The 20,923-nt window shown below is 47.9% G+C and carries 18 protein-coding genes; 2 read left to right on the top strand and 16 right to left on the bottom strand.

Annotation, left to right across the window (positions count from 1 at the left end; translation table 11 throughout):
• Window positions 1-130: 130 nt before the first annotated feature.
• The 9 genes from DXH47_RS09965 to DXH47_RS10005 all read right to left on the bottom strand — a co-directional run bounded on the left by DXH47_RS09965 (window position 131) and on the right by DXH47_RS10005 (window position 11,556).
• Window positions 131-1,033 carry an ArsR/SmtB family transcription factor gene (locus DXH47_RS09965; protein ID WP_129033173.1) on the bottom strand — a complete coding sequence of 301 codons (903 nt, stop codon included), beginning with the start codon at window positions 1,031-1,033 and terminating at the stop codon, window positions 131-133.
• 186 nt (window positions 1,034-1,219) lie between these two features.
• Complete coding sequence (locus tag DXH47_RS09970; RefSeq protein WP_129033174.1) at window positions 1,220-1,831, bottom strand: hypothetical protein; 612 nt, start codon at window positions 1,829-1,831, stop codon at window positions 1,220-1,222.
• A 6-nt stretch (window positions 1,832-1,837) separates the two neighbouring features.
• The gene (locus DXH47_RS09975) at window positions 1,838-2,662 is read right to left on the bottom strand and encodes a carbohydrate ABC transporter permease (protein WP_129033175.1); all 825 of its coding nucleotides are present in this window, start codon (window positions 2,660-2,662) and stop codon (window positions 1,838-1,840) included.
• A 16-nt stretch (window positions 2,663-2,678) separates the two neighbouring features.
• Complete coding sequence (locus DXH47_RS09980) at window positions 2,679-3,593, bottom strand: carbohydrate ABC transporter permease (RefSeq protein ID WP_129033176.1); 915 nt, start codon at window positions 3,591-3,593, stop codon at window positions 2,679-2,681.
• A gap of 113 nt (window positions 3,594-3,706) precedes the next feature.
• Window positions 3,707-4,981: an extracellular solute-binding protein gene (locus tag DXH47_RS09985; RefSeq protein WP_129033177.1), complete on the bottom strand. Its 1,275-nt coding sequence runs from the start codon at window positions 4,979-4,981 to the stop codon at window positions 3,707-3,709.
• Window positions 4,982-5,003: 22 nt separating this feature from the next.
• Window positions 5,004-6,110 carry an ABC transporter ATP-binding protein gene (locus DXH47_RS09990; protein ID WP_129033178.1) on the bottom strand — a complete coding sequence of 369 codons (1,107 nt, stop codon included), beginning with the start codon at window positions 6,108-6,110 and terminating at the stop codon, window positions 5,004-5,006.
• Window positions 6,111-6,144: 34 nt separating this feature from the next.
• On the bottom strand, window positions 6,145-7,596 hold the full coding sequence (locus DXH47_RS09995; RefSeq protein WP_129033179.1) for an alpha-N-arabinofuranosidase: 1,452 nt from the start codon (window positions 7,594-7,596) through the stop codon (window positions 6,145-6,147).
• A 377-nt stretch (window positions 7,597-7,973) separates the two neighbouring features.
• Window positions 7,974-9,743, bottom strand: coding sequence for a DNA helicase RecQ (gene recQ / locus DXH47_RS10000; RefSeq protein WP_129033180.1), 1,770 nt, complete (start codon window positions 9,741-9,743; stop codon window positions 7,974-7,976).
• Between the two features lie 112 nt (window positions 9,744-9,855).
• On the bottom strand, window positions 9,856-11,556 hold the full coding sequence (locus DXH47_RS10005; protein ID WP_129033181.1) for an FAD-dependent oxidoreductase: 1,701 nt from the start codon (window positions 11,554-11,556) through the stop codon (window positions 9,856-9,858).
• A 163-nt stretch (window positions 11,557-11,719) separates the two neighbouring features.
• On the opposite strand from DXH47_RS10005, the gene DXH47_RS10010 reads away from it, so the two are divergent.
• Window positions 11,720-13,126 (top strand): C69 family dipeptidase, encoded by a 1,407-nt coding sequence (locus DXH47_RS10010; protein ID WP_129033182.1) that lies wholly within the window; start codon window positions 11,720-11,722, stop codon window positions 13,124-13,126.
• Between the two features lie 7 nt (window positions 13,127-13,133).
• Here DXH47_RS10010 and DXH47_RS10015 read toward each other — a convergent pair whose 3' ends face one another.
• Complete coding sequence (locus DXH47_RS10015) at window positions 13,134-13,661, bottom strand: hypothetical protein (RefSeq protein ID WP_129033183.1); 528 nt, start codon at window positions 13,659-13,661, stop codon at window positions 13,134-13,136.
• Between the two features lie 173 nt (window positions 13,662-13,834).
• Between DXH47_RS10015 and DXH47_RS10020 the strand changes: the two genes are divergently transcribed.
• Window positions 13,835-14,200 carry a MerR family transcriptional regulator gene (locus DXH47_RS10020; protein WP_129033184.1) on the top strand — a complete coding sequence of 122 codons (366 nt, stop codon included), beginning with the start codon at window positions 13,835-13,837 and terminating at the stop codon, window positions 14,198-14,200.
• A 75-nt stretch (window positions 14,201-14,275) separates the two neighbouring features.
• On the opposite strand, the gene DXH47_RS10025 is transcribed toward DXH47_RS10020, so the two are convergent.
• From DXH47_RS10025 to DXH47_RS10050, 6 genes are all read right to left on the bottom strand, one after another.
• Entirely contained in the window at window positions 14,276-14,782 is a 507-nt protein-coding gene (locus DXH47_RS10025; RefSeq protein WP_129033185.1) for a type 1 glutamine amidotransferase domain-containing protein, read from the bottom strand.
• A gap of 136 nt (window positions 14,783-14,918) precedes the next feature.
• A complete protein-coding gene (locus DXH47_RS10030; protein WP_129033186.1) occupies window positions 14,919-17,459 on the bottom strand; it encodes a M1 family metallopeptidase in 2,541 nt (846 codons plus the stop codon).
• A gap of 163 nt (window positions 17,460-17,622) precedes the next feature.
• Complete coding sequence (locus DXH47_RS10035) at window positions 17,623-18,216, bottom strand: matrixin family metalloprotease (RefSeq protein ID WP_225423565.1); 594 nt, start codon at window positions 18,214-18,216, stop codon at window positions 17,623-17,625.
• A 186-nt stretch (window positions 18,217-18,402) separates the two neighbouring features.
• Window positions 18,403-19,179 carry an ABC transporter permease gene (locus tag DXH47_RS10040; protein WP_170955004.1) on the bottom strand — a complete coding sequence of 259 codons (777 nt, stop codon included), beginning with the start codon at window positions 19,177-19,179 and terminating at the stop codon, window positions 18,403-18,405.
• Window positions 19,172-20,083 carry an ATP-binding cassette domain-containing protein gene (locus tag DXH47_RS10045; RefSeq protein ID WP_129033188.1) on the bottom strand — a complete coding sequence of 304 codons (912 nt, stop codon included), beginning with the start codon at window positions 20,081-20,083 and terminating at the stop codon, window positions 19,172-19,174. Before DXH47_RS10045 ends, DXH47_RS10040 begins: the two co-directional genes overlap by 8 nt.
• A gap of 210 nt (window positions 20,084-20,293) precedes the next feature.
• Entirely contained in the window at window positions 20,294-20,761 is a 468-nt protein-coding gene (locus tag DXH47_RS10050; RefSeq protein WP_129033189.1) for a Dps family protein, read from the bottom strand.
• Window positions 20,762-20,923 lie beyond the last annotated feature (162 nt).

A 20,923-nucleotide genomic window follows, 5' to 3' on the forward strand; every position in this document is an offset into this window, starting at 1 on the left:
TGTCAGGAATTTAAATAATCGCCCCCGTAAGGTCTTAGGCTGGAAGACACCATCTGAAGTTTTCTTCGGTAAAAAGTTACACTTGATTTGACAATTCGTCACTCTCAGATGAGCACTCATTGCAAGTACTCTAGTCATCTTCGCTACTGTAATAAATCTTGCATTTGATGCCCTGATCATGATTCCCGAATTGCCGGCCAAAGATGGTGCACCCGCCAACGTAATTGGCATTGGGTTTGACCCCGATGCGCAGCGTCCAAGAATCCCCCGACAGATCCAAGTCAGAGATTAACGTATCACTCGCGTAGTGGCCATCGATAAATGACCCGTGCTTGGAGACTCGAAAGAGTTTCAAGATACCATACTGGTTCATATCATCGTAGACCCAACTGGGGGTCAACCGCCCCCGCGTATCGGAAAAATCACCGGGACTTTCCCAGTAGCCGATTTCTTTGCCATTGAGGGTTAAGAAGAGATCCGATTTCCAATTGTTATTCGAAAAGGGAAATTCTGAGCCTAACTCCAACGAAATCTCAATCATTTCAACGTGTTGTTGGTCTTCAATAAAATTAGGAATCTGGTACTCGACGTACCCTTTAGAAAACCACACCATTCCCGCCTTATCCCGGTCGGGCGTCATAAAGTATTTCGGATTATCGACTTTTCCAATGAAGCCGTGTTGGCCGGCGAGACCACAAGATGGTTTCACGTCATACTCCGTATACTGACCTACGGGGACCTCGATCTCCTTGAAGTCGTACGGCACGTAAAGCTGCTTGGGAAAACTAACGTTGATATTATCCACCCGTAAGCTAGAGATTCGCCGGGTCCCCTGTTTTTCGGTGTGGATGATGTTCGCTGCTTCCAGTTTATTTAAATGCATGATAGTGATCGTGCTACTTAAATGCAACGCCTGCGAAATTTCTTTAACGTTCATCTTGTTTTTAGATAACAAATTAATAATTTTTAGCCGCACCGGGCTATCCAGCGCTGTAAACACTGGAATTGATTTTTCAGTAATATCCACGTCCATTGTAAAAATCCCCCTGCCATCATTTTATGCCGCATCCACGGTGTGTTTTCATTTGAAGACCAATAAAACTAGGTGCTTCACTCCCGATAAATACCGAAAATAAATCACCTAGTCTCGTTTTTGGTCTTTATCTATATCTACCACTTTGAACTTATAATACCATCAACTAGGTTTAAAAGCTCATGACTACTGCGCCACAATTTGCTGGGCCCGTTGGCTGTACCGTTTGGCGGTCCCTAAATAGCGGGTCCAAACGATATCCAGTACGATTAAAACGACCGGAAAACTCAACGGTAAAACCGCTAAAATGTAGCACAGAGCGCTAGTTAGCACGAATACCCCTAAATTCTTGGGTAAATTTAAGATAAAGAACACCAGCGCTGTTTTCAAAGATTTAATGGGTTTAACACGTTCGTAAACCCCAATCACCTGAATACAGAACCAAATTCCAGTGACCAGTACGGCCAAGATCAACATCACACTTCCCAGCAAAGTGTTGACCAAGCTGGATGACGCAAGTGTCTTGAGGTTGATTAGACTGGTAGTCACCGATAACGCCCCAATGATGAAGGTAACGGTGTACCAAAGCCATTGTTCACGTAAGTATTTAAAGAATAGCGAACTAACGGCAGCACCATGCCCGGTGACCCGAAAATCGTTCACAACCCGCAAGGTCGCGTGAAAGGTACACCCGAACGTGACGATTGGTAAACTGACAACGATCAACATTGCCGCCAAGACAACGTAATCCCATAAAACTGCAAGTGACGTTGCAATTGGGCCATCTGAGTATTTCATCATGGTTTATTCCTTCATTCCTGACATAGCTGAACCTTGGATAAAGTACTTCTGGGCGAACATGTAAATGATAAACAGTGGCAGCATGGAGATAATGGTCCCCGCCATCACTGGCCCATAGTAGGTAATGTGTTGGCCACCAATTAAGGCTAACCCAGCGGCTAACGTCCGCATACTCTGGTCCGTGGTCATTAACATTGGGTACAGCAGGTCGTTCCAACTGCCCATCAAACTAAAGATGGCCAGCGTGATCAACTGGGGCTTCGCCAACGGTAACATAATCCGGAAGTAAATCTGAAATTCATTCAGGCCGTCCAGCCGCGCCGCTTCGGCTAAGTCTTCCGGGAGCCCCACGAAGAAGGAACGCATCATGAAGATCCCAAAGGCCGTCGTCGCATGCGGTATGATTAACCCGGGATAAGTGTTGATCATCCCAAACTCACTTAATTCCATAAACAGTGGAATCATGGTAATGGCAAACGGGATGAACATGGTAACCATGACCACGTAGTAGAAGAACGTCCGGCCACGGAATCGCATCCGCGCTAAGGCATAACCCGAAAACGAATCCAATGTGATGGAGATAACGCAGACCCCCACCGCGTAAATCATGGTATTGATGATGTAACGCGTCATCGGGATAGTTTTCCAAATGTCGACATAATTTGCCAGCGTGTAATGCCCGGCAAACATCTTCGGTGGATAGTTGATGATATCCGCTTCGTTCTTAAAGGAACTAACCAGTACCCACAGGAATGGGAAAACAACCGAAATCAACACGATAATCAGTAAAATATTCGATAGAACCGAATGTTTATTTGTTCGTTTCATAAGACTGATTCCCCTCCTATCTCATTTGGTTTTCTTTATGCGTCATGTACAGGTTCGACCCGACCGCTAGAATCGCGATGATGACAAACAGAACCGTCGCAACCGTCGAGGCGTAGCCTAGTTCATAAGGTGCCGCAAACCCACGATTATAGATGTACTGCACCGTAGATTCGGTTTTAAAGTTTGGTCCCCCACCGGTCGTGACGAAGATTTGGTCAAAGACCTGCATGGAACCCGTTAAATTCGTCAACACGCAGAACCCTAAAGCGGGCACACATTGTGGAATCGTAACATGGAAGAATTGTTGCATCCGACTCGCGCCATCCATTTCAGCCGATTCGTAAAGACTCGGCGAAATGGCCTGAACGGCCGTCAACATGATGATCATCGTGACCCCGAAACTCTTCCAAACAGTCAGAAAAGCAATCGTTGGCATGGCCCAGTGAGCATCACCGAAGAAATCCGGTGACGTCATCCCAATTTCCTTCAATAAATGAGGGAAAAGGCCAATGTTCGGATCAAGCAACATGTTGAAGACTAACCCAATCGCAGTTAAGGAACACACAACTGGGATATAGAAGGTTGACCGGCAGAACCGGTTGAACCGGGTATTTCGAGCTAGGGCTGCCGCGCACAGGACCCCAACTAAGATTTGAACGGGTGTTTCTAGCACGGTAAAGTAAACTGTGTGCCAGATTGAGTTAACCGCCCGCGTGTCCGAAAAGAAATGAACAAAATTTTGTAGCCCAACGAATTTCGTACCATTGAAGAAAATGTTGACGTCGAAGAAACTCATCCCGAGTCCAATAACTACTGGAATAAACGCAAAAATCAGTAGGGCAATTAATGACGGTAGGATGAAGAGATAACCGACGTGTTTGGGCTGATTCCAGTACGTCTTTATCCGGGACCATCTGGATGTATTTTCCATAATAACAACTTCCCTCCCAAAATGTTCGGTATAATTTTATACACTGATAACCATTCGTTGGCATCAGTGTATAAAATCGGTCGTTTAACCCTAATTACTAGGATTATGGCGAACTAATTATTATCTTTCAGGATCTTATTGATCTTCTTATCAGCCAGCTTCAATTGTGTATTAACATCACTCCCCGTCACAACCTTGTTGCACATTGGGGTAATAACATTATTTGTAATGTCAGATGCGTGAACATTACCAGACCACATAACCTTAGAATAACTGGTTTGCTTAGCCAATTCAGAAATAACTGGATCATTCTTAATTTGTTTATCAGCCGCAACGTCCTTCAGATATGGCGCACACTTGTTTTCTTGGCTCCAACGCTTACTGATCTTCTTGGAGTTCCAGTACTTCACGAAGGAGTAAATAGCTTTGGTCTTACTGTCATCAGTACTGGATGGAATCCCAAAACCAACCCCGGCTAACCAAGCTTGCTTCTTCCCATTCTTTTCCAAGGTTGGGAACTGTGTAACCCCATAATTGATCTTGTTCTTGATCATCCCTTCGTTCAGCCATGGACCACTGACTTCCAAACCTAACTTACCGGCAAACATTAGGTTATCAACGGCAACCCCTTGGGTACTTGGGTTCCCTAACTTTTCAACGTACATCATTTGACGGAATTGATTCAGCACTTTCCGGTTAGCCGCGTTGTTGATGGTCGACTTCGTTTCCGACTTGTTTAGAATTGACCCACCGTAAACCAGTGACCATTGCGCAAAGTCAGACCAGTAAGTCCCCTGAACACCGTTACCTAAGGCTTTAATGCGCTTAGCGTAATTCATGTACTGGGCAATCGTCTTAACTTTACTGTTAGGGTTGATGCCAGCCTTCTTGTAAAGATCCTTGTTCCAGTACAGATAGTTTCCTTGAACTTGCATTGGGATGAAGTAGGACTTGCCATTAATCTTCCCCATGTTAACCGCTGATTTTTCAAAGTTAGACTTATCAACGCCCTTGTAGTTGTAGAAATTCGACATGTCTTTCATGGTACCGTTATGTACATAACCCGCCATGTCACCATAATTCATCGCTACAAAGTCAGGTGCCTTTTTTGCCGTGATGGCCGTTGGTAACTTTTCGTTGAAGTTATCCCAACTCATTTGGTCCATCTTGACCTTAACGTGGTCTTTATTTGTCTTGTTATAGTCTGCCACGATTTTCTTTAAGTTTGTCCCGTCAGAGGCCGTAAACCCATTCCAAAAAGTAATGGTGGTCGTCTTCGAAGAACTACCGCTGGAACTCTTATTGCTGTTCCCACATTCGGTCAAGGAAAGCGCTGCCAATACGGCTATTGCTAAAACGGACAACTTTTTCCAACTATGTGTTTTCATAATATTGTTTCTCCCCTTTGAGTTATTTAAGGACTAATTCAGTCTCTGGATCGAAGAAATGAACCCTATCTAAATCAAAACTGGCAACCTTTTTAGTGCCCGGCTCCTCATGATCACGGGCATTAACTTTAGCAATATAGTTCTTATCGTTTACCTTGCAGTAAAGTTGTGATTCATTCCCTAATAATTCCGAAACCACAATTTCACCGTTGATGGTCGTATCTGGATGTGCCACCACGAATTCTTTATCCACACGAATATTTTCCGGACGAATTCCTAGAATGATTGACTTCCCTTCGTAACCTCTCTGGATTAACTTCCGGGCTTGTTCTGTCCGTAATAATAGCTGAATTCCATTCTTTTTATCCGTTAAATATTTACCGTCAAAATCCAAAGTAAAGAAATTCATTGGCGGAGCTCCAATAAAGCCACCAACAAAGACGTTGACTGGGTTATCGTATACTTCGGCAGGTGTCCCAATTTGCTGAACCGCGCCGTCCTTCATGACTACGATACGGTCCGCCATCGTCATGGCCTCTGTCTGGTCATGAGTGACATAAATCGTCGTCGTATCCAACGAACGGTGTAACCGGGCAATTTCGGTCCGCATGGAGACCCGCAACTTGGCATCCAAGTTAGACAGTGGTTCGTCCATCAAGAAGATTGGCGCATCACGGACAATTGCCCGTCCTAAGGCGACCCGTTGCCGTTGCCCACCGGACAAAGCACTGGGACGCTTGGGCAGGAATTCGGTCAACCCCAAAATGGTCGCCGCGTGCTTTACCCGCTTATCAATCTGATCTTTATCGTACTTCCGCATCTTCAACCCAAAGGCCATGTTTTGGTACACCGTCATATGGGGGTAAAGCGCGTAGTTTTGAAAGACCATCGCGATGTCTCGGTCTTTCGGGGCCTTGGTGTTGGCTACCTCGCCATTAATCTTCAAGGTCCCTTTCGTAATTTCCTCCAACCCTGAAATCATCCGCAACGTCGTAGACTTTCCACAACCGGAAGGCCCAACGAAGACGATGAATTCCTTATCTTTAACTTCCAGGTTGAAGTCGGTCACACTGTATTCGTCACTACCGTCGTATTTTTTATAAATGTGTTCCAGCGATACACTTGACATGTCTGACCACCTTTTCGCTTTAAACTAATATGACTTACTTCTTCTGAATCTTCACCGTCACAACACTCATATTTGGTAACTGGCAATAAACCGTCCGCCCTTGGACTTGTACCTGATCAAAGGACTTAAGTTGGACACGGTCTGGGTCCTCAAACGTGTTGTGCGCATTAGCCTGCTCCTCATGCAGAATTTGTGCATAGGTCACGTCACCCAGGTCCGCTGGAAAGTTGATTTCAACTGAATCATTGGCTGTCAGACTGGTGTTGCAGAACGATAAGATATCCTCACCATCCTTTTCGGAAATCGTGTAGCTGACGTCGCTTCCCTGACTGTTATACGCTGCTAATCGTTGGGCACCTTGGTGGAACCGATACATTAGAAAGACAAAGTAGGTTGGGGTCAACAACATTTTGTCGTCATCGGTTAAGACCATTGACTGTAACACGTTCACCATCTGTGCGATGTTGGCCATGTGGACCCGTTCCGCGTGTTTGTTGAATATGTTTAAAGTCGTCGCTGCTACCATCGCATCTCGCAACGTATTCTGCTGATAAAGAAAGGCGGGATTCGTCCCAGCTTGTTCCTTGAACCATGAGCCCCATTCATCGACAATCAAGTCAACTCGGTGTTCGGGGTCATACCGATTCATGCGTACCGAATGTTCATGAATTAGGTAGTCCATCTTCTTAGCACTGTTAAGTAAGGATCGCCATTCATCATCGGTAAAGTCGATGGCATCACCCTTATGCTCCCACAAATCAGTTAATGCATAGTGGTGTAAACTAAGCCCATCCATGTACGGCCCCGCGTTCGCCATCAGGACGTTCGTCCAATTGAAATCATCGATGTTGGGGCCACACGCAATTTTATAAATTGGATGTTGCCCGTATTGCCGGACGAAAGTCTGAAATTGACGATAAACATCGGCATAGTACTCGGGTCGCATGTTGCCGCCACCACCCCAAGTTTCGTTACCAATGCCTAAGAATTTCACGGCCCACGGTTCCGGGTGCCCGTTTTGTGCACGTAGTTCAGCCATGGTCGATTCACCGGACGCGGTCATGTACTCGACCCAATCCGCCATTTCTTGAACCGTCCCACTGCCAACGTTACAATTAATATAGGCTTCGGTACCTAATTGCCGACAAAGCTCGAAGAATTCATGGGTCCCAAAGGAATTATCTTCCGTGGTCCCACCCCAATTGTTATTCACAATCTTACGGCGTTTGGCCGGGTCACCGATACCGTCCCGCCAGTGATACTCATCGGCGAAGCACCCGCCAGGCCATCGAAGTACTGGTACGTGGAGCCGCTTCAACGCATCAATCACATCGGACCGTAACCCATTGACGTTGGGAATATCACTGTCTTTGCCGACCCAGAGGCCGCCGTAAATGCCTCGACCAAGATGTTCCGAAAATTGGCCTTGCAAATACTTGCTTAATTTAACGGGCGTTCCTGGATCGGCTTGAAGATTAATCTTCATACTATCCCTCCTTCAATAACTCATTTAGTAATTCTTTTAACAATGTTTATGATAGCGCTTACATAATCACTCGTCAATAGCATTTTGATTACTTTTAAGATATTTATCGGCTTATATAAACCTATACATGATTGTATTTACGCTTAAATTTACTAATTTGCAGCTATTATGAACATATATGTTATTATCTGGACTTACCATTATCCTAATAAATCGTTTAACTAAAAATCATCTGGATAAATCAAAAATAGGGTTAAAGTAGCCTTTATTGTGAAAAAAGTATCAATATCTTTTGCTGTTAATTTGGGCTAAATTAAACCGGCGGCTTAATGAATCTTATCCATCAAACCGTCGGCTTATCTAACTAAATAGCCTTATTAATGATTAATCTCCCGTATTACCGCCATAAAGGCTTCCCCATACTTCTCCAGCTTACTTTGCCCAACCCCGCGAACGGTTAAAAACTCTGGAGCCGTCTGCGGGAGAATCGTACACATATCATGTAACGCCCGGTCAGAGAAAATGACGAATGGCGGGAGATGCTGTTGTTCTGCTAAATCACGCCGTAACGTCCGCAACTGATCAAACATGGCATCGTCTTCAGGCGTCAATCGTTGTGCTTGCCGAGCCATCTTTCGGTAGACTGTCTGCTCGCCCTTGAGGACTCTAATTCCTAGTTGGGTAACTTGCAATGTGGGGTACTGGCCACCCACGCTTTGCAAATAACCGGTAGCCGTCAAGAAATCAATAAGTTCACCGACACTCTTCTGGCGTTGATTTTTCATAATGCCGTACGTCGGCAGCTGATCGAGTTGTTGGTCCAAGATCCGTTTGTTCTTAGCGCCCGTCAAAACTTGGGCGACGATGCCCTTACCATAGCGGGAACGCAACCGAATCACACAAGATAAAACCTTTTGCGTATCGGTCGTGACGTCCTGGGCTTCACGGTCATCTTGACAATTACTACACCGGCCACAAGGTTGGGACTGCTCCCCGAAATAAGCCAAAATAAATTGCTGTAAACACCCCTGCGTATTGGCGTACTGACTCATAACCTGTAGTTTCTGGTAGGCCCGCTGCTTATGCACCTCATCCATTTCTGACTGGTCAATGAAGAAATGTTGAATCTGGAGGTCCTGGGCACGGTAAAGCAAGATGGCCTCACTCGGCAAGCCGTCTCGACCGGCCCGCCCCGCCTCTTGATAGTACGCCTCAAGCGTTCCTGGAACCTGTGCGTGAATCACAAACCGAACGTTGCTCTTATCGATTCCCATGCCAAAGGCGTTGGTCGCCACCATCACTTGCACCCGGTCGTACAAAAAGTCTTCCTGGTTTTGCCGGCGCACCTCATCTGTAAGTCCCGCATGATACTTGGCGACCTTAATCTTGCGTTTACTCAGTAAGGCGGTCAACCGATCGACTTCCTTACGCGTACTGGCATAAATAATCCCGTCCGCATCAGCATTGACGTGCAAATAATCCAGAACGTAGCGGTCCGTATCCTGATTTTTGACCACGGTCAAATTAAGGTTATTACGTTCAAATCCCGTGTTGACCTCATTATCAGCCGCAATCCCAAGTTGTTGACAAATATCTGTCGCAACCTGTTCCGTCGCGGTGGCCGTCAATGCCAAAACTTGTGGGTGGGTTGGCAATTGTTGGATAACCGTACTTAACGCCAAATAACTGGGCCGGAAATCATGCCCCCATTGAGAAATACAATGGGCTTCATCCACCGCCAATAAATCAACGGGAAGTTGGCCCAACGCCTGTAAAAAAGCCGTTGACTCCAACCGTTCTGGAGCGACGTAAAGGAGTTTGTAATCTCCTCGATGTAACGCCGCTAACCGATCTTGGATGGCGGGCCAATCCAGGCTACTGTTGATGTAAGTTGCCGGGACGCCACCATCATTGAGCGCGTCGACTTGGTCCTTCATCAAGGAAATCAGAGGTGAGACCACCACCGTGATACCGTCAAACAACAATGCCGGGATTTGATAACACAGTGATTTTCCACCCCCCGTAGGCATGATGGCTAACGTGTTGTCCCCCGCAAAAACGTGGGTCAGCACTGCCCGTTGTCCTGGCCGAAAATCATCGTATCCAAAAGTTGTCTTCAAGACCCCTTGGGCCGCCGCTAAATCCATCCTAAAAAGCGCTCCTTTATTGTAATCAGTGAATCTATTTTACCGGCAATCGCTACTGAGGACAACCACCAGTCAATCAAGCCCACCCTTTCTCTTCCTATAACGCGTTGATTTATAAATCGAAATGGTAAGCCGTCACGATGGGCGTCCGCTGGGTGGTCACGTCCTGAAAATAGGTAGTTTCACAAATGGCATTGAACGATCCCGCAATATTGAAAACGTTGGTGTAACCCAAATTTTGCAATGCCCGGGTCACGTTATAACTGCGTTTTCCCGTCGCACAGTGGAGATAGACTGGCTGGTTATGGGGAATCTCGGCCAGCCGTTGCCGGAATTGGCTCATCGGAATATTACGAGCCCCTTTGACGTGCCCGTTGGCAAATTCACCGGGTTCTCGGACATCGATAATCAACGCATCATGGGCCACTAATTCCGGAACTTGGCGCACATCGACCTGGTGATATTCGTCGTTGAGCAGATTTGTGGCAACTAAGCCAGCCACGACCACCGCATTCTTTGCTGGACTGACCGTCGGCTGGTAAGCCAATTCTAAGTCAGCCAGATCTTCAACGGTCCCGTGTTGAGCCATCACCGTCGCAATCACGTCGATTTGCCGGTCAATAGTCTTGCCGATACCTTGGGCACCTAACACCGTGCCAGTCATGGGCGCAAACAACACCTTCAAATATAGATGGTGAGCATTGGGAAGTAAATCGACTTTATCGCTTGGAATGACCAATGCACTGCGAACAGCTAAGTGCGCCGCCTTTGCCGCTGCTTCCGTCAATCCCGTCGCGGCAGCTTCCAATTCAAAGACCGGAACTAACTGGGAGCCCAATACCCCGCGGGTCCGTACTGGCCGACCGTAAACGTGATCAACAGCCCGGCGAGCCGCCATTTGAGCTGGCAATGCCAACGTTAATTGCGTTGGCTGATGTGTCAATGCACTGGTGAGTTCTACAGCATCCCCAATAGCATAGACATGCGGTAAACTAGTCTGGTAGTGCTGATTGACCTGAATCGCACCGGTCGTCCCCAACTTGGCACCCGCCTTTGCGGCCAGAGTTGTGTTGGGCTGAACACCTAACGCCAAAAGAACGGCTTGGGCCGGAATCTGTGTGCCATCTGCTAGGTCTACCGTAGTCGTTGTAATTTGACTAACTGCTTGGCCTAGCTGTAAATCCACGTGGTGGTCCAGCAGTTGCTTATGCACCAACTGAGCGAGATCACTATCCAGCATCCCTGCTAAGGCCTGATTCTTTTGATCAACCAGGGTGACATGATAGCCGGCCCGGGTCAGATTTTCAGTGACTTCCAAGCCAATAGCACCGGCACCTACAATCGCCACGTCGCGCACTTTCTGAGTCGTTAAGTAATCATCAAAATGCGTGACATCAGGAACCGTGCGCAACGTAAAGACATGTCCCTGGTCACTGCCCCGTAAATTTTGTGGTCGTAACGGGGTCGCCCCGGGGGCTAAGAAAAGATCGTCGTAAGCAGTTGTTTGCGTTTTTCCGGTAACCCGATTTTTAACGTGCACCGTTCGGTTAACCGGGTCAATGGCCGTTACCTCATGGTTGACCACGGCGTCGACGTTATATTGAGCCTTGAATTGTCCTGGTGACATCATCACCAAATCTGTTGCGTCAGCCACAGTCCGTGAGAGGTAGTACGGTAACGAACAGTTCGAAAACGACACGTACGGTCCCCGTTCATACATCGTAATTTCAGCCGTTTCATCTAATCGGCGCGCCCGTGCCGCCACCGAGGCCCCACCAGCAACACCACCCACAATCACAATTTTCTTTCCCATTACTCATCGCTCCTTTACAGTTGTAAACAAACTACCCTTTCAGTCTACGAACTATCCGAACTGAATGCAAGAAATCATAGTCCCGCAGTCTACAGGGTGATTCGTGTTCAGCTCCGACTAATGCTATAATACAGGTTAACTTAACAAAGGAGTGTCGCATGTTATGACTAAGCGTATTAAAGGTTCCTGCACCACGATCTTAGTGGGAAAAAAGGCCTCCATCGACGGTTCAACTATCATCTCACGTAACGATGACGGTCATGAAGCGCTCGACCCCGAACGGTTTGTCGTGGTTAACCCCGCCGACCAACCGCGCCACTATCAATCTGTCATCAGCAAAGTTCAAGTTGAGTTGCCGGACAACCCGTTACGGTATACTTCCATTCCTAATTCTATTCTGACCAACGGTATCTGGCCGGCAGCCGGCATCAATAGCGACAACGTGGCAATGTCCGCCACGGAAACCATCACTACTAATTCCCGTGTGATGGGGATCGACCCTTACGTTGATGGTGGGATTGGCGAAGAAGACCTGGTAACCTTGGTTCTGCCTTACATCCACAGTGCCAAAGAAGGGGTCGAACGTCTCGGCGCCCTGTTAGAAAAATACGGGACTTACGAACCTAACGGAATTGCCTTTTCCGACCACGACGACGTTTGGTGGTTAGAGACCATCGGTGGTCACCATTGGGCGGCTAAGCGCATCCCCGATGATGCTTACGTGGTCGCCCCTAACCGGATGAACATCGATACGTTCGATTTCGATGCCGACGACACGTTGGCTTCCGCGGACTTGCAGGCGATGATTGACCAATACAATTTGAATCCTGATTTTGATCAAGTCAACCTACGCCACATCTTTGGCAGTGCCACGATTAAGGACACAGTTTACAACAACCCGCGGGCATGGTTCGGTCAAAAATACTTCACCCCAGACGTTACCCAGGACCCGATGGAACAGGACTTACCCTTCATCTGCCATGCTAACCGCAAGATTAGTATCGAAGACGTGAAGTTCGTTTTGAGTTCCCATTTTGAAAACACCAAGTATGACCCGTACGGATCTGGTTCCGAAACCGACAAGACTTTATTCCGACCAATTGGTATCAACCGGAACCACGACGTGCATATCTTACAAATCCGAAACAACGTGCCTGCAACCGTTGCCGGTATCCACTGGTTAGCCTTCGGTGCCAACACCTTCAACACAGTAGTGCCCTTCTACGCTAACGTTAACGATACCCCGGCCAGTTACAAGAATGCCGACGGTAACTTCAACCTTAACGATATGTACTGGCTCAGTTGCACCACGGCCCTCTTAGGGGATACCGATTACGATCTCTATGTCGACTTCCGCAATACTTTTGCTCTAGAAGCCATGGGCGCTTACCGTAAGATTCAAAACGATACCGATGCTGCCATTGCTGATCAAGCTGACCCAACGGCTTTCTTGGCTCAGGCTAACGACCAATTGGCCGCGGAGTCGCTCAAGCGGCAAACCAAGTTACTCGGTGACATGGTCATCATGGGCTCTGAACACATGAAGTTACGTTATAACTTAAACGACTAAGCACTGATTATGAACAGTCCCCGTCATTTCGACGTGGGGCTGTTTTTGGCGCTGGTGTCGTATGCGGCGCCGCTAACCATTGCCGAAACGACGCCACGTAATAATCATCAATCAGTCGGTCGTGGAACCGATAAAAAGCTGCATTTTGCATCATGATATAACCAATCAATGCGTGCCGGTCGGTCACCGGCACAGGTTGCCGCGTTCCTTTAACTTGCCGGATTACGCAGACTTGCGTTGGCCACGCCAATTTATAGTCTGTCTGCCGAGTCAAATAAGCCCCTTTCTCATATCGAGCGACCCGGGCTGCAAACTGAAGTTGGTCCCCCACTAACAGTTCTCCTAACTGTAAAAAGCCTAACGTGTAGTTAAACCAGAGGTGATCCGTAATCAAGCGGTGCTGGTCATCATAAATATCTCGTAACAGTAGCGTTGGCTGATAATGGTCCCGGTAACTCTTGTAGCCGGTCCGGACAAAGGTTCCCTGAAAAAAGTGGCGGTCTTGGCTCCCCAAATGTGCTAGTTGTCGTCGCATCCCGTTCTCCTCCTGTTTTTAGCTTAGGTTCAGCCTACCACAGCGACCATACGTTCCCCTAGTCAAACGCCTTACAAATTCCATTATCTCCCGGGAGAACTTGCGCCCGTTGACGGACCAACCTCTGAAGTCGTAAACTAGATAAGATTAACATCGTGAAAGGAGCTTGCCCCATGCAAATTAAAGACGCCGTTGCCGCTTCCGGAATCAGTGCCTACACGATTCGATTCTACGAAAAACGCGGCCTCATCACCATTCCACGAACGGCCAGTGGCGTACGCGACTTTTCCGCCACCGACCTCGACCGTTTGCATTGGATTCACTGCTACCGGCAAGCCGGTCTAACCATCAAGGAGATTGCGACCATTCTCACTGGCCAAGTCTCCTCCAAGGACTACCTGCAACTCTTAGCCTTAGCCGACACCCGGCTGACCCAGGAAATTGCGGCGCTACAACACACGCAGCAACGTTTAGCTCAAAAACGCCAGGCGGCCTTGGCGGGACAATCGCTGGCCTGCCATCTGAAAAAATGTGTTTAGCTTGATGAGTGCACCAAAAAGGACCGGACCTGAGGAAACTTTCCTCAAGTTCGGTCCTTTTCCTCAACGCTAGAACTATGCCAATTCTTTGGTGATAGCGGCGTTGAATTGGGGTAAATCATCCGGTGTCCGGCTGGTGATCAAGTGCCGATCAATCACGACTGGTTCATCTTTGACGATACCACCCGCGTAGTACAGGTCAGGACGCACCGTCGTGTAAGCCGTTAACGTCCGCCCCTTGACCAGACCCGTTTGGATGAAGAGTTGTGGGCCGTGGCAAATCGAAAAGACCGGCTTATCCGCCAGGAAGAAATCCTTGACTAAAGCCACATAACGGTCGTCCGCCCGTAATTGGTCCGGTGAGAAGCCACCAGGAATCAATAAGGCGTCGTAGTCAGCCACTGAAATGTCGTCAATGCCCTTTTCCGTCGTAAAAGTAGTACCGTGCTTACCAGTCAACGTTTTATTGGCTTCATCTTCCACCAACGTCACGTGATGGCCCGCCGCCTCTAAGGCTTCTGCGGGAGAGGTATACTCGATATCTTCAACATCATTGGTCATAATCGCTAATACTTGACTCATCTTAATCGCTCCCTTATGTCAATTGATACGCGCTTTAGTGTACCAACTTAGAGTGGGTCTAAGGCAAATCATTTCCCATTCCCGTTTTCAAAAAACGTGCCGGCAACCACTCGGTCACCGACACATTCATAAATCTTTATTTAGATTGCGTTTGTTGCGCCACCGAAGCATTCACGGCTGCTTTCTCGTCCTCAATTAATTTTACGCGACTCTCGATGATTTTGATATCCATCTTGATTTCACGGGTCATCCCCGGCGTATTGATTTTCGGGTTGAAGAAGGCTTTGAACTCCGCAAACCGAACCGGTGTGTGGAAAATGCCGGCCGTCACGGTAATGTAGGTGGTGAATTCCATGTCGCCGCCGACCGTGTCTTCTAGCCACTGCCAGTCGTTTCGTAACCAGTCCCAAGCCGCTTGTTGGGCCGCATCGTTGGCCAAGGCGCCCCGGTACCAGGACCGTAAGTCTTGTGGCTTGACGGTGTCTGCATCTTCGAAGACCCCAATCAACTTGTGAATCAAAGTTGGGTCCGTCGTTGCGGTCACCGCTACCGACAAATCTGCCTTATAGCTGGGATCCGTCGAGGTCCGGTACTCGTTCAATAAATTGTCGAATAAGGTCGCGTTGCCGAAATGCTGCACTTCGTTCCGTAGCACAAAGACCCGAATGGCCGCCGGTAGCGTTCCTAAGTGTGCCGCGTTTGCCGTGAACAGTTCATGAGCGTCCGCCACCGCCTGGGCGTTTTGTGCGTACAAGGCGGCATTTAAAACGATTGGCCGGGTCAACTGGTCATCGTTGGTATCCGTTGCCTTAGGCGTCCAACCTAAACGCGCCACTTGTTGCGCACTAAGTTGGTCGAAGAGGGCGCGTAAGGCCTTCTCTTCCGTGGAATCCGGTGTGACGAACTTCTTAAGATTATTAGCAATCCGGTATAGCGCTGCATTGACCACCGTTGCGTCACTTGCTGCAAATCGACTGAGTAACGGCACAATCTTCGCGTAAGAAATCTGCCGTCCATCCGCTAACAAGCGCAGGTCTTGGAGAACTTGTAACTGCGCAATGGCGTCTAAATCATCTAAGTGGTCTAAAATATCAGTCAGTAACGTGTCATCATACTTCACAATGAAGTGGGAGTTGTTACCCACGTTGACCTGGAACGGTTCGCCCGCTTTTTGCCGTAAGTCTTGGTACGTTCCTAACGTCACGGTCGGCGTCTCAAAGATAGCTGGTGCCGTCTCATAGTTACTGTTCAACGGAATCTTCCATTGTCGCTGAGCGTCTTGGCCATCACCGATAAAGAACTGGGCCTGACTCAAGGTCAGTTGACCGTCTTTGACGGCCGCCGTGACCACGGGATACCCAGGTTGTTCGAGCCACGTGTTCATGATGCTACCAACATCCATGCCGGAAGCGTCACTCAAAGCGGCCCACAAATCAGCACCCTTAGCGTTACCATACTGGTGGGCTTCAAAGTAGGCCTTTAAGCCCTGACGCAATGCTTGGTCGCCCACTAAAGCTCGGGCCATGACTAACATCCGTGCGCCCTTAGCGTACACGATGGCACTATCAAAAATGGCATCGATTTCGGCAGGATCTTCTACTTCCACGTGGACGGATTGGACGCCGTCAGTGGCATCCCGTTGGAGCGCCATTGGGGCATCAGATGTCTGGAAAGTCTCCCAGATGTGCCAATCCGGTTCCAGAGCATCGATGGCCACGTATTCCATCATGTTAGCGAAGCTTTCGTTCAACCAGAGGTCATCCCACCATTTCATGGTGACCAAATCACCGAACCATTGATGCGCCAATTCGTGGGCAATCACCGTGGCGACCCGTTGCTTCATATCGAGAGCCGTGTTATCCGGATCAAGCAGCAAGTAAGCTTCCCGATACGTGACCAAGCCCCAGTTCTCCATCGCTCCAGCCGAAAAATCTGGTAAGGCTAATTGCCAGGAATGAGGGAGCGGGTACGGCGTTTGGTAGAAGTCCTCGTAAAATTCGATGGACCGCTTCGCAATATCCAAGGCGAAATCAAGTTCATTGGCCTGGTGAGCCTTGGCGGCGAAAACGCCGACCTTGACACCGCTCTTCGTCTCGGTGACCTTCTTTTGCAAATCCCCAAAGGCAAAGGCGATTAGATAGGAAGACATCTTCTTGGTCGTAGCAAAGTAGTGCACACCCGCTTCCGTCTTGGTCTCGGGCATGTTGCTTAAAATCGTCTCTCCCGGTTGTTCGTCAAACTTGATGGCTAAATCGAAAGTCGCTTTAGCTTCGGGTTCATCGACACACGGGAAGGCCTGCCGGGCCGCCGTGGTCTCAAATTGGGTCCCAATGATTTGCTTCTTTTCGCCGTTAACTTCGTAATAAGACGGATAAATTCCCATCATCGAATCGGTCAGGGGGGCGGTAAAGTCGATGGTGACCGTTGTCTTCCCGGTCTGACCCAAATCGATATGCAAGCCCTCAGCTTGTTCATCAATGGTAAAAGGCACCGCGGTCCCCGCCACCGTCACAGCGTTAATCGTCATGTATTTTTCGTGAACAGAAATGATCGATTCCAGGGCTTCCCCCGTAATCGTGGATGTCCCACTAATCAGTTTTGTGCCCCGATTAATATCGAGTGCAATCTGATAATGCGTGGGTTGGAACGTCTGATAAAAGTGTTTCGTTTCAGTCATAAATTCCCCTCCAAGTTAAAAACTTATTAGAATAATTTCATTATACGCCATTCCTCGGCTAAACGCTGATAATGTGGTAGGACTTTCCCCAACGTCTAACCCGCTAAAAGGAAAAGGCCCAGGAAAACTTCCTGGACCTGTCAGTATATTGACTTAGAAACTTTTAAACGTTGGCATACGCCTTGGTCAGAGCCTTTTTATCTTGATGATCAATGGTCTTGTACCGGTTCTTGGCGTACATTACACTCTTTTTGTCCTTTGAATGACTCAGGCCTAACGCGTGCCCCAGTTCATGGGTCGCAACGTTCGCCCGTTGTTTCTTCGTGTAATGGTAATCCGTTAAGAGGTCCCGATTCAAGGTCGACTTAGCGGACACAATTTCACTCAGAGCTGACGTGTGGCGATAAAAGGAATAGTTGGTGAATCCCGTATAGAGCTTTTCCCCATCAGTATCCAGTTTGGCAGAAGACTGGAGTGCAATGTCGGCCTTGTGACCCGCTTTAGCTGCTTTAAGGTGCACAATCTTGGTCTTATTCCAGCGCTTGATTGCGGTCTTCCAACTCTTTTTATAACTCTTGGATGAGCCGGACATGCTGTACGTCACCGTCCGGGAATCCCAATGGCCCCACGAAGGGGTCTTGTAGGTCTTGGCTTGCGCCGTCGTTGTTAAAGAAGCCCCTAAACTAATCACCAGACTGGCAGTGATGATGATCATGCGGACAACGTGTTTGATTTTTTGGGTATAAATACTAAGCACTCACTTTCCTTGGTCGCCAATTGAAACTCGATTTTTGGTTAAGAGTGCTAGTATGCAACGAATTTACTTACAATTATTTAGCCAATCATGTAAAGCTGTGCAATTTTTGGGCTTTTTTACAAATATTTCAAAGATTACAAAACCTGAATCGCTTACAATTTGTTAGTTTTTTTGCGAAGGCGTTTGCTAAACTTCCCGTTTGCCAAAAAAGTAAAGCCCCAGACCTAAAAACACCAAAATATACCCTAAATTGCCAATAAACATCTGATTATTGGTCAAATGCGTCACTTTTGGCAACCAAATGGTAATCAACTGTACCGGATAGTTTAAAAGGTTTAGGGGGTTCCACTTCAAAAACTCCCATTTATCAACGGCCTGCGTGGTCATCCGACTGAGGCCCAGCAAGATCACGTAACCCACGACACCAACGCTAGCGGCCGTCACCCCTCGTTTAAACTTGACGGCTAACAAGAAGACCACGCTCAGCAATAACCACATGGTCATGAAGTTAGCGGCTGTGCTGGCCAGCCACACTTGCCAAATGAGACTCGGTGTCCCCGGAAAGCTAGCGGTCACCGCAAACTGATTACTTGGCCACATGAACTTGTTAATGAACGTGGTCCCAAGCATCACCGCGTAAAGGACCACTGAGTAAGTCAACATGGTCAGCCACTTGCTGATAAGCACCTGTTCTCTGGAATAAGCTTGGGTGACCAAATCCTTCAACGTATTGAACTCGACTTCACTGGCAATAGTCGTCGCCGTGGCCGCAATCATGATGACTGTAATTAGCCACGGACTAGCAAAGTTAGCCACCCACAGATCACTCGTGCGGGTCGTTTGCCGGTAAAGATCACTCAACCAAGCACAACCAATGTTTTGGAGAATGACCAACACCAAGCAAAAATAGGTCCCCCGATGCCGTAGCAGTTTGAACATTTCTTGTCGATAAAGTCTAAGCATGTTGCGCCTCCTGCTGGTCCAGCATATGTAAGAAGAACTGCTCGAGGTCGCCGTCTTCATGTCGCACATCATCAATCATAATGTTGTGATCCGTGAGCGTCCGTAGAATCTGGGCCACAACGTCTTTTCCCCGTAACTTCACCCGCAGCGGGTGACGTGCGACCACCCGGTACCCCGCAATGCGCAAGATGCTAACGGCTTGGTCTTCCTGCAAAGTCTTAATCACTAAGAAATGTTGGTTTTGCGCTAAGACCTCCCGCATACTGGTGTTGCAAATCACCCGCCCCTGGTTAATCACTACCAAGTCTTCTGCGATACGCTGCAATTCGTCCAAAATATGACTGGAAATCAGAAAGGTGGTTCCCGCCGCTTGACGTTTAACAATTAACTCACGAAGCGCCTTAGTTGCTTGGGGATCCAACCCCTTCATGGGTTCATCTAAAATCACCAAGCTGGGTTGATTGACTAACGCCAGCGCAATCCCCAACTTTTGTTTGAGCCCCACCGAATAGGTCTTCACATCACAGTCCAACACGGTCTCAATCTCTAATGCCCGACTGACCTCTTGAATCCGCTGTGCCTGTGTAGCCGTCGCATCCGCAAACAATTCCAAATTCGCCCGCCCCGTCAAGTACGGGTACAATCCGGGGGCTTCCACTAGTGAGCCCACGTGAGTCAGTTCCCGGTGATGATTAAAACCGACACGTTGTCCATTAATAGTGACGACCCCTTGAAACTTCACCAGGTTTAAAACCGCTTTCATAATTGTTGTTTTGCCGGCCCCGTTGGCCCCAACCAACCCCACCACGTGACCCCGTTGGCAATCGAAATTCACGTTATGGAGAACCTGGCGGTGCCCATACGCCTTGGTCAGGTGACGGACCGATAACACTGAATTTTCCAAAACTATCCCTCCTTGATTAGCCTCAGTATAGCAAATTATCGTCACCCAGGTGAAATAGACGCACTATAAATTATTTATTAAAAGTACATTTTTGATTTTATTACCATCCTTATACTCCGTCTCCTTTCACCCCACAGAAAAGCGCTCCGTTAACGGTATTTTCACCGTAACGAAGCGCTAGTTGGTTAGTCATTTTAAAGCTGAGTTATTTTATTGATCAATCTCTGGAGCCTTACCCAATTCGGCTTGGACCATCCAAATCTTCTTCTCAATGGCGGTCTTGAGTCCAATTAAGATATCCTGCGTACTGAAGTCCTTCTCATCATCCGTAACTTCAATTCCGTGTTGGTAGAGGTTTTCTAAGTAACGGTAACCCGTTACCAGGTGTTCCAGGCGTTCTGGCGTCGTCTTATCCCAATCGCCAGGCCAATCTTTGATTTGAGTATGGTCGGCCATCTCTTGTAACGTTGAATAAGGTTCTCCATCTAAAGCAATCAGGCGTTCCGAAATGACATCCAATTGGTCGTCGATTTCTGCCATGAATTTATCCATTAACGGGTGTAACTTCAAAAAGTTCGTCCCCCGCATGTACCAGTGGGTTTGATGGATAATCATCGACATCTGACTGAGATCAGCAACTAATTGGTTCAATACCTTTTTCGTTTCGGCATACTTCATGTAGATCAATCTCCTTTCAAGCACCATTATATCTTAAACTATCATGCGTCGAAAGCATTGACCCTCGTGAAGAATCAATCTCTGAAATCGATTCCAACTCAACGTTTCCCAACGTCCCCGATGTGGCGTGACTTTTGTAGTAACCAGGCCCACAGTTGGGGA

It is taken from the genome of Levilactobacillus suantsaii (assembly GCF_004115745.1).
Taxonomy (GTDB): Bacteria; Bacillota; Bacilli; order Lactobacillales; family Lactobacillaceae; genus Levilactobacillus; species Levilactobacillus suantsaii.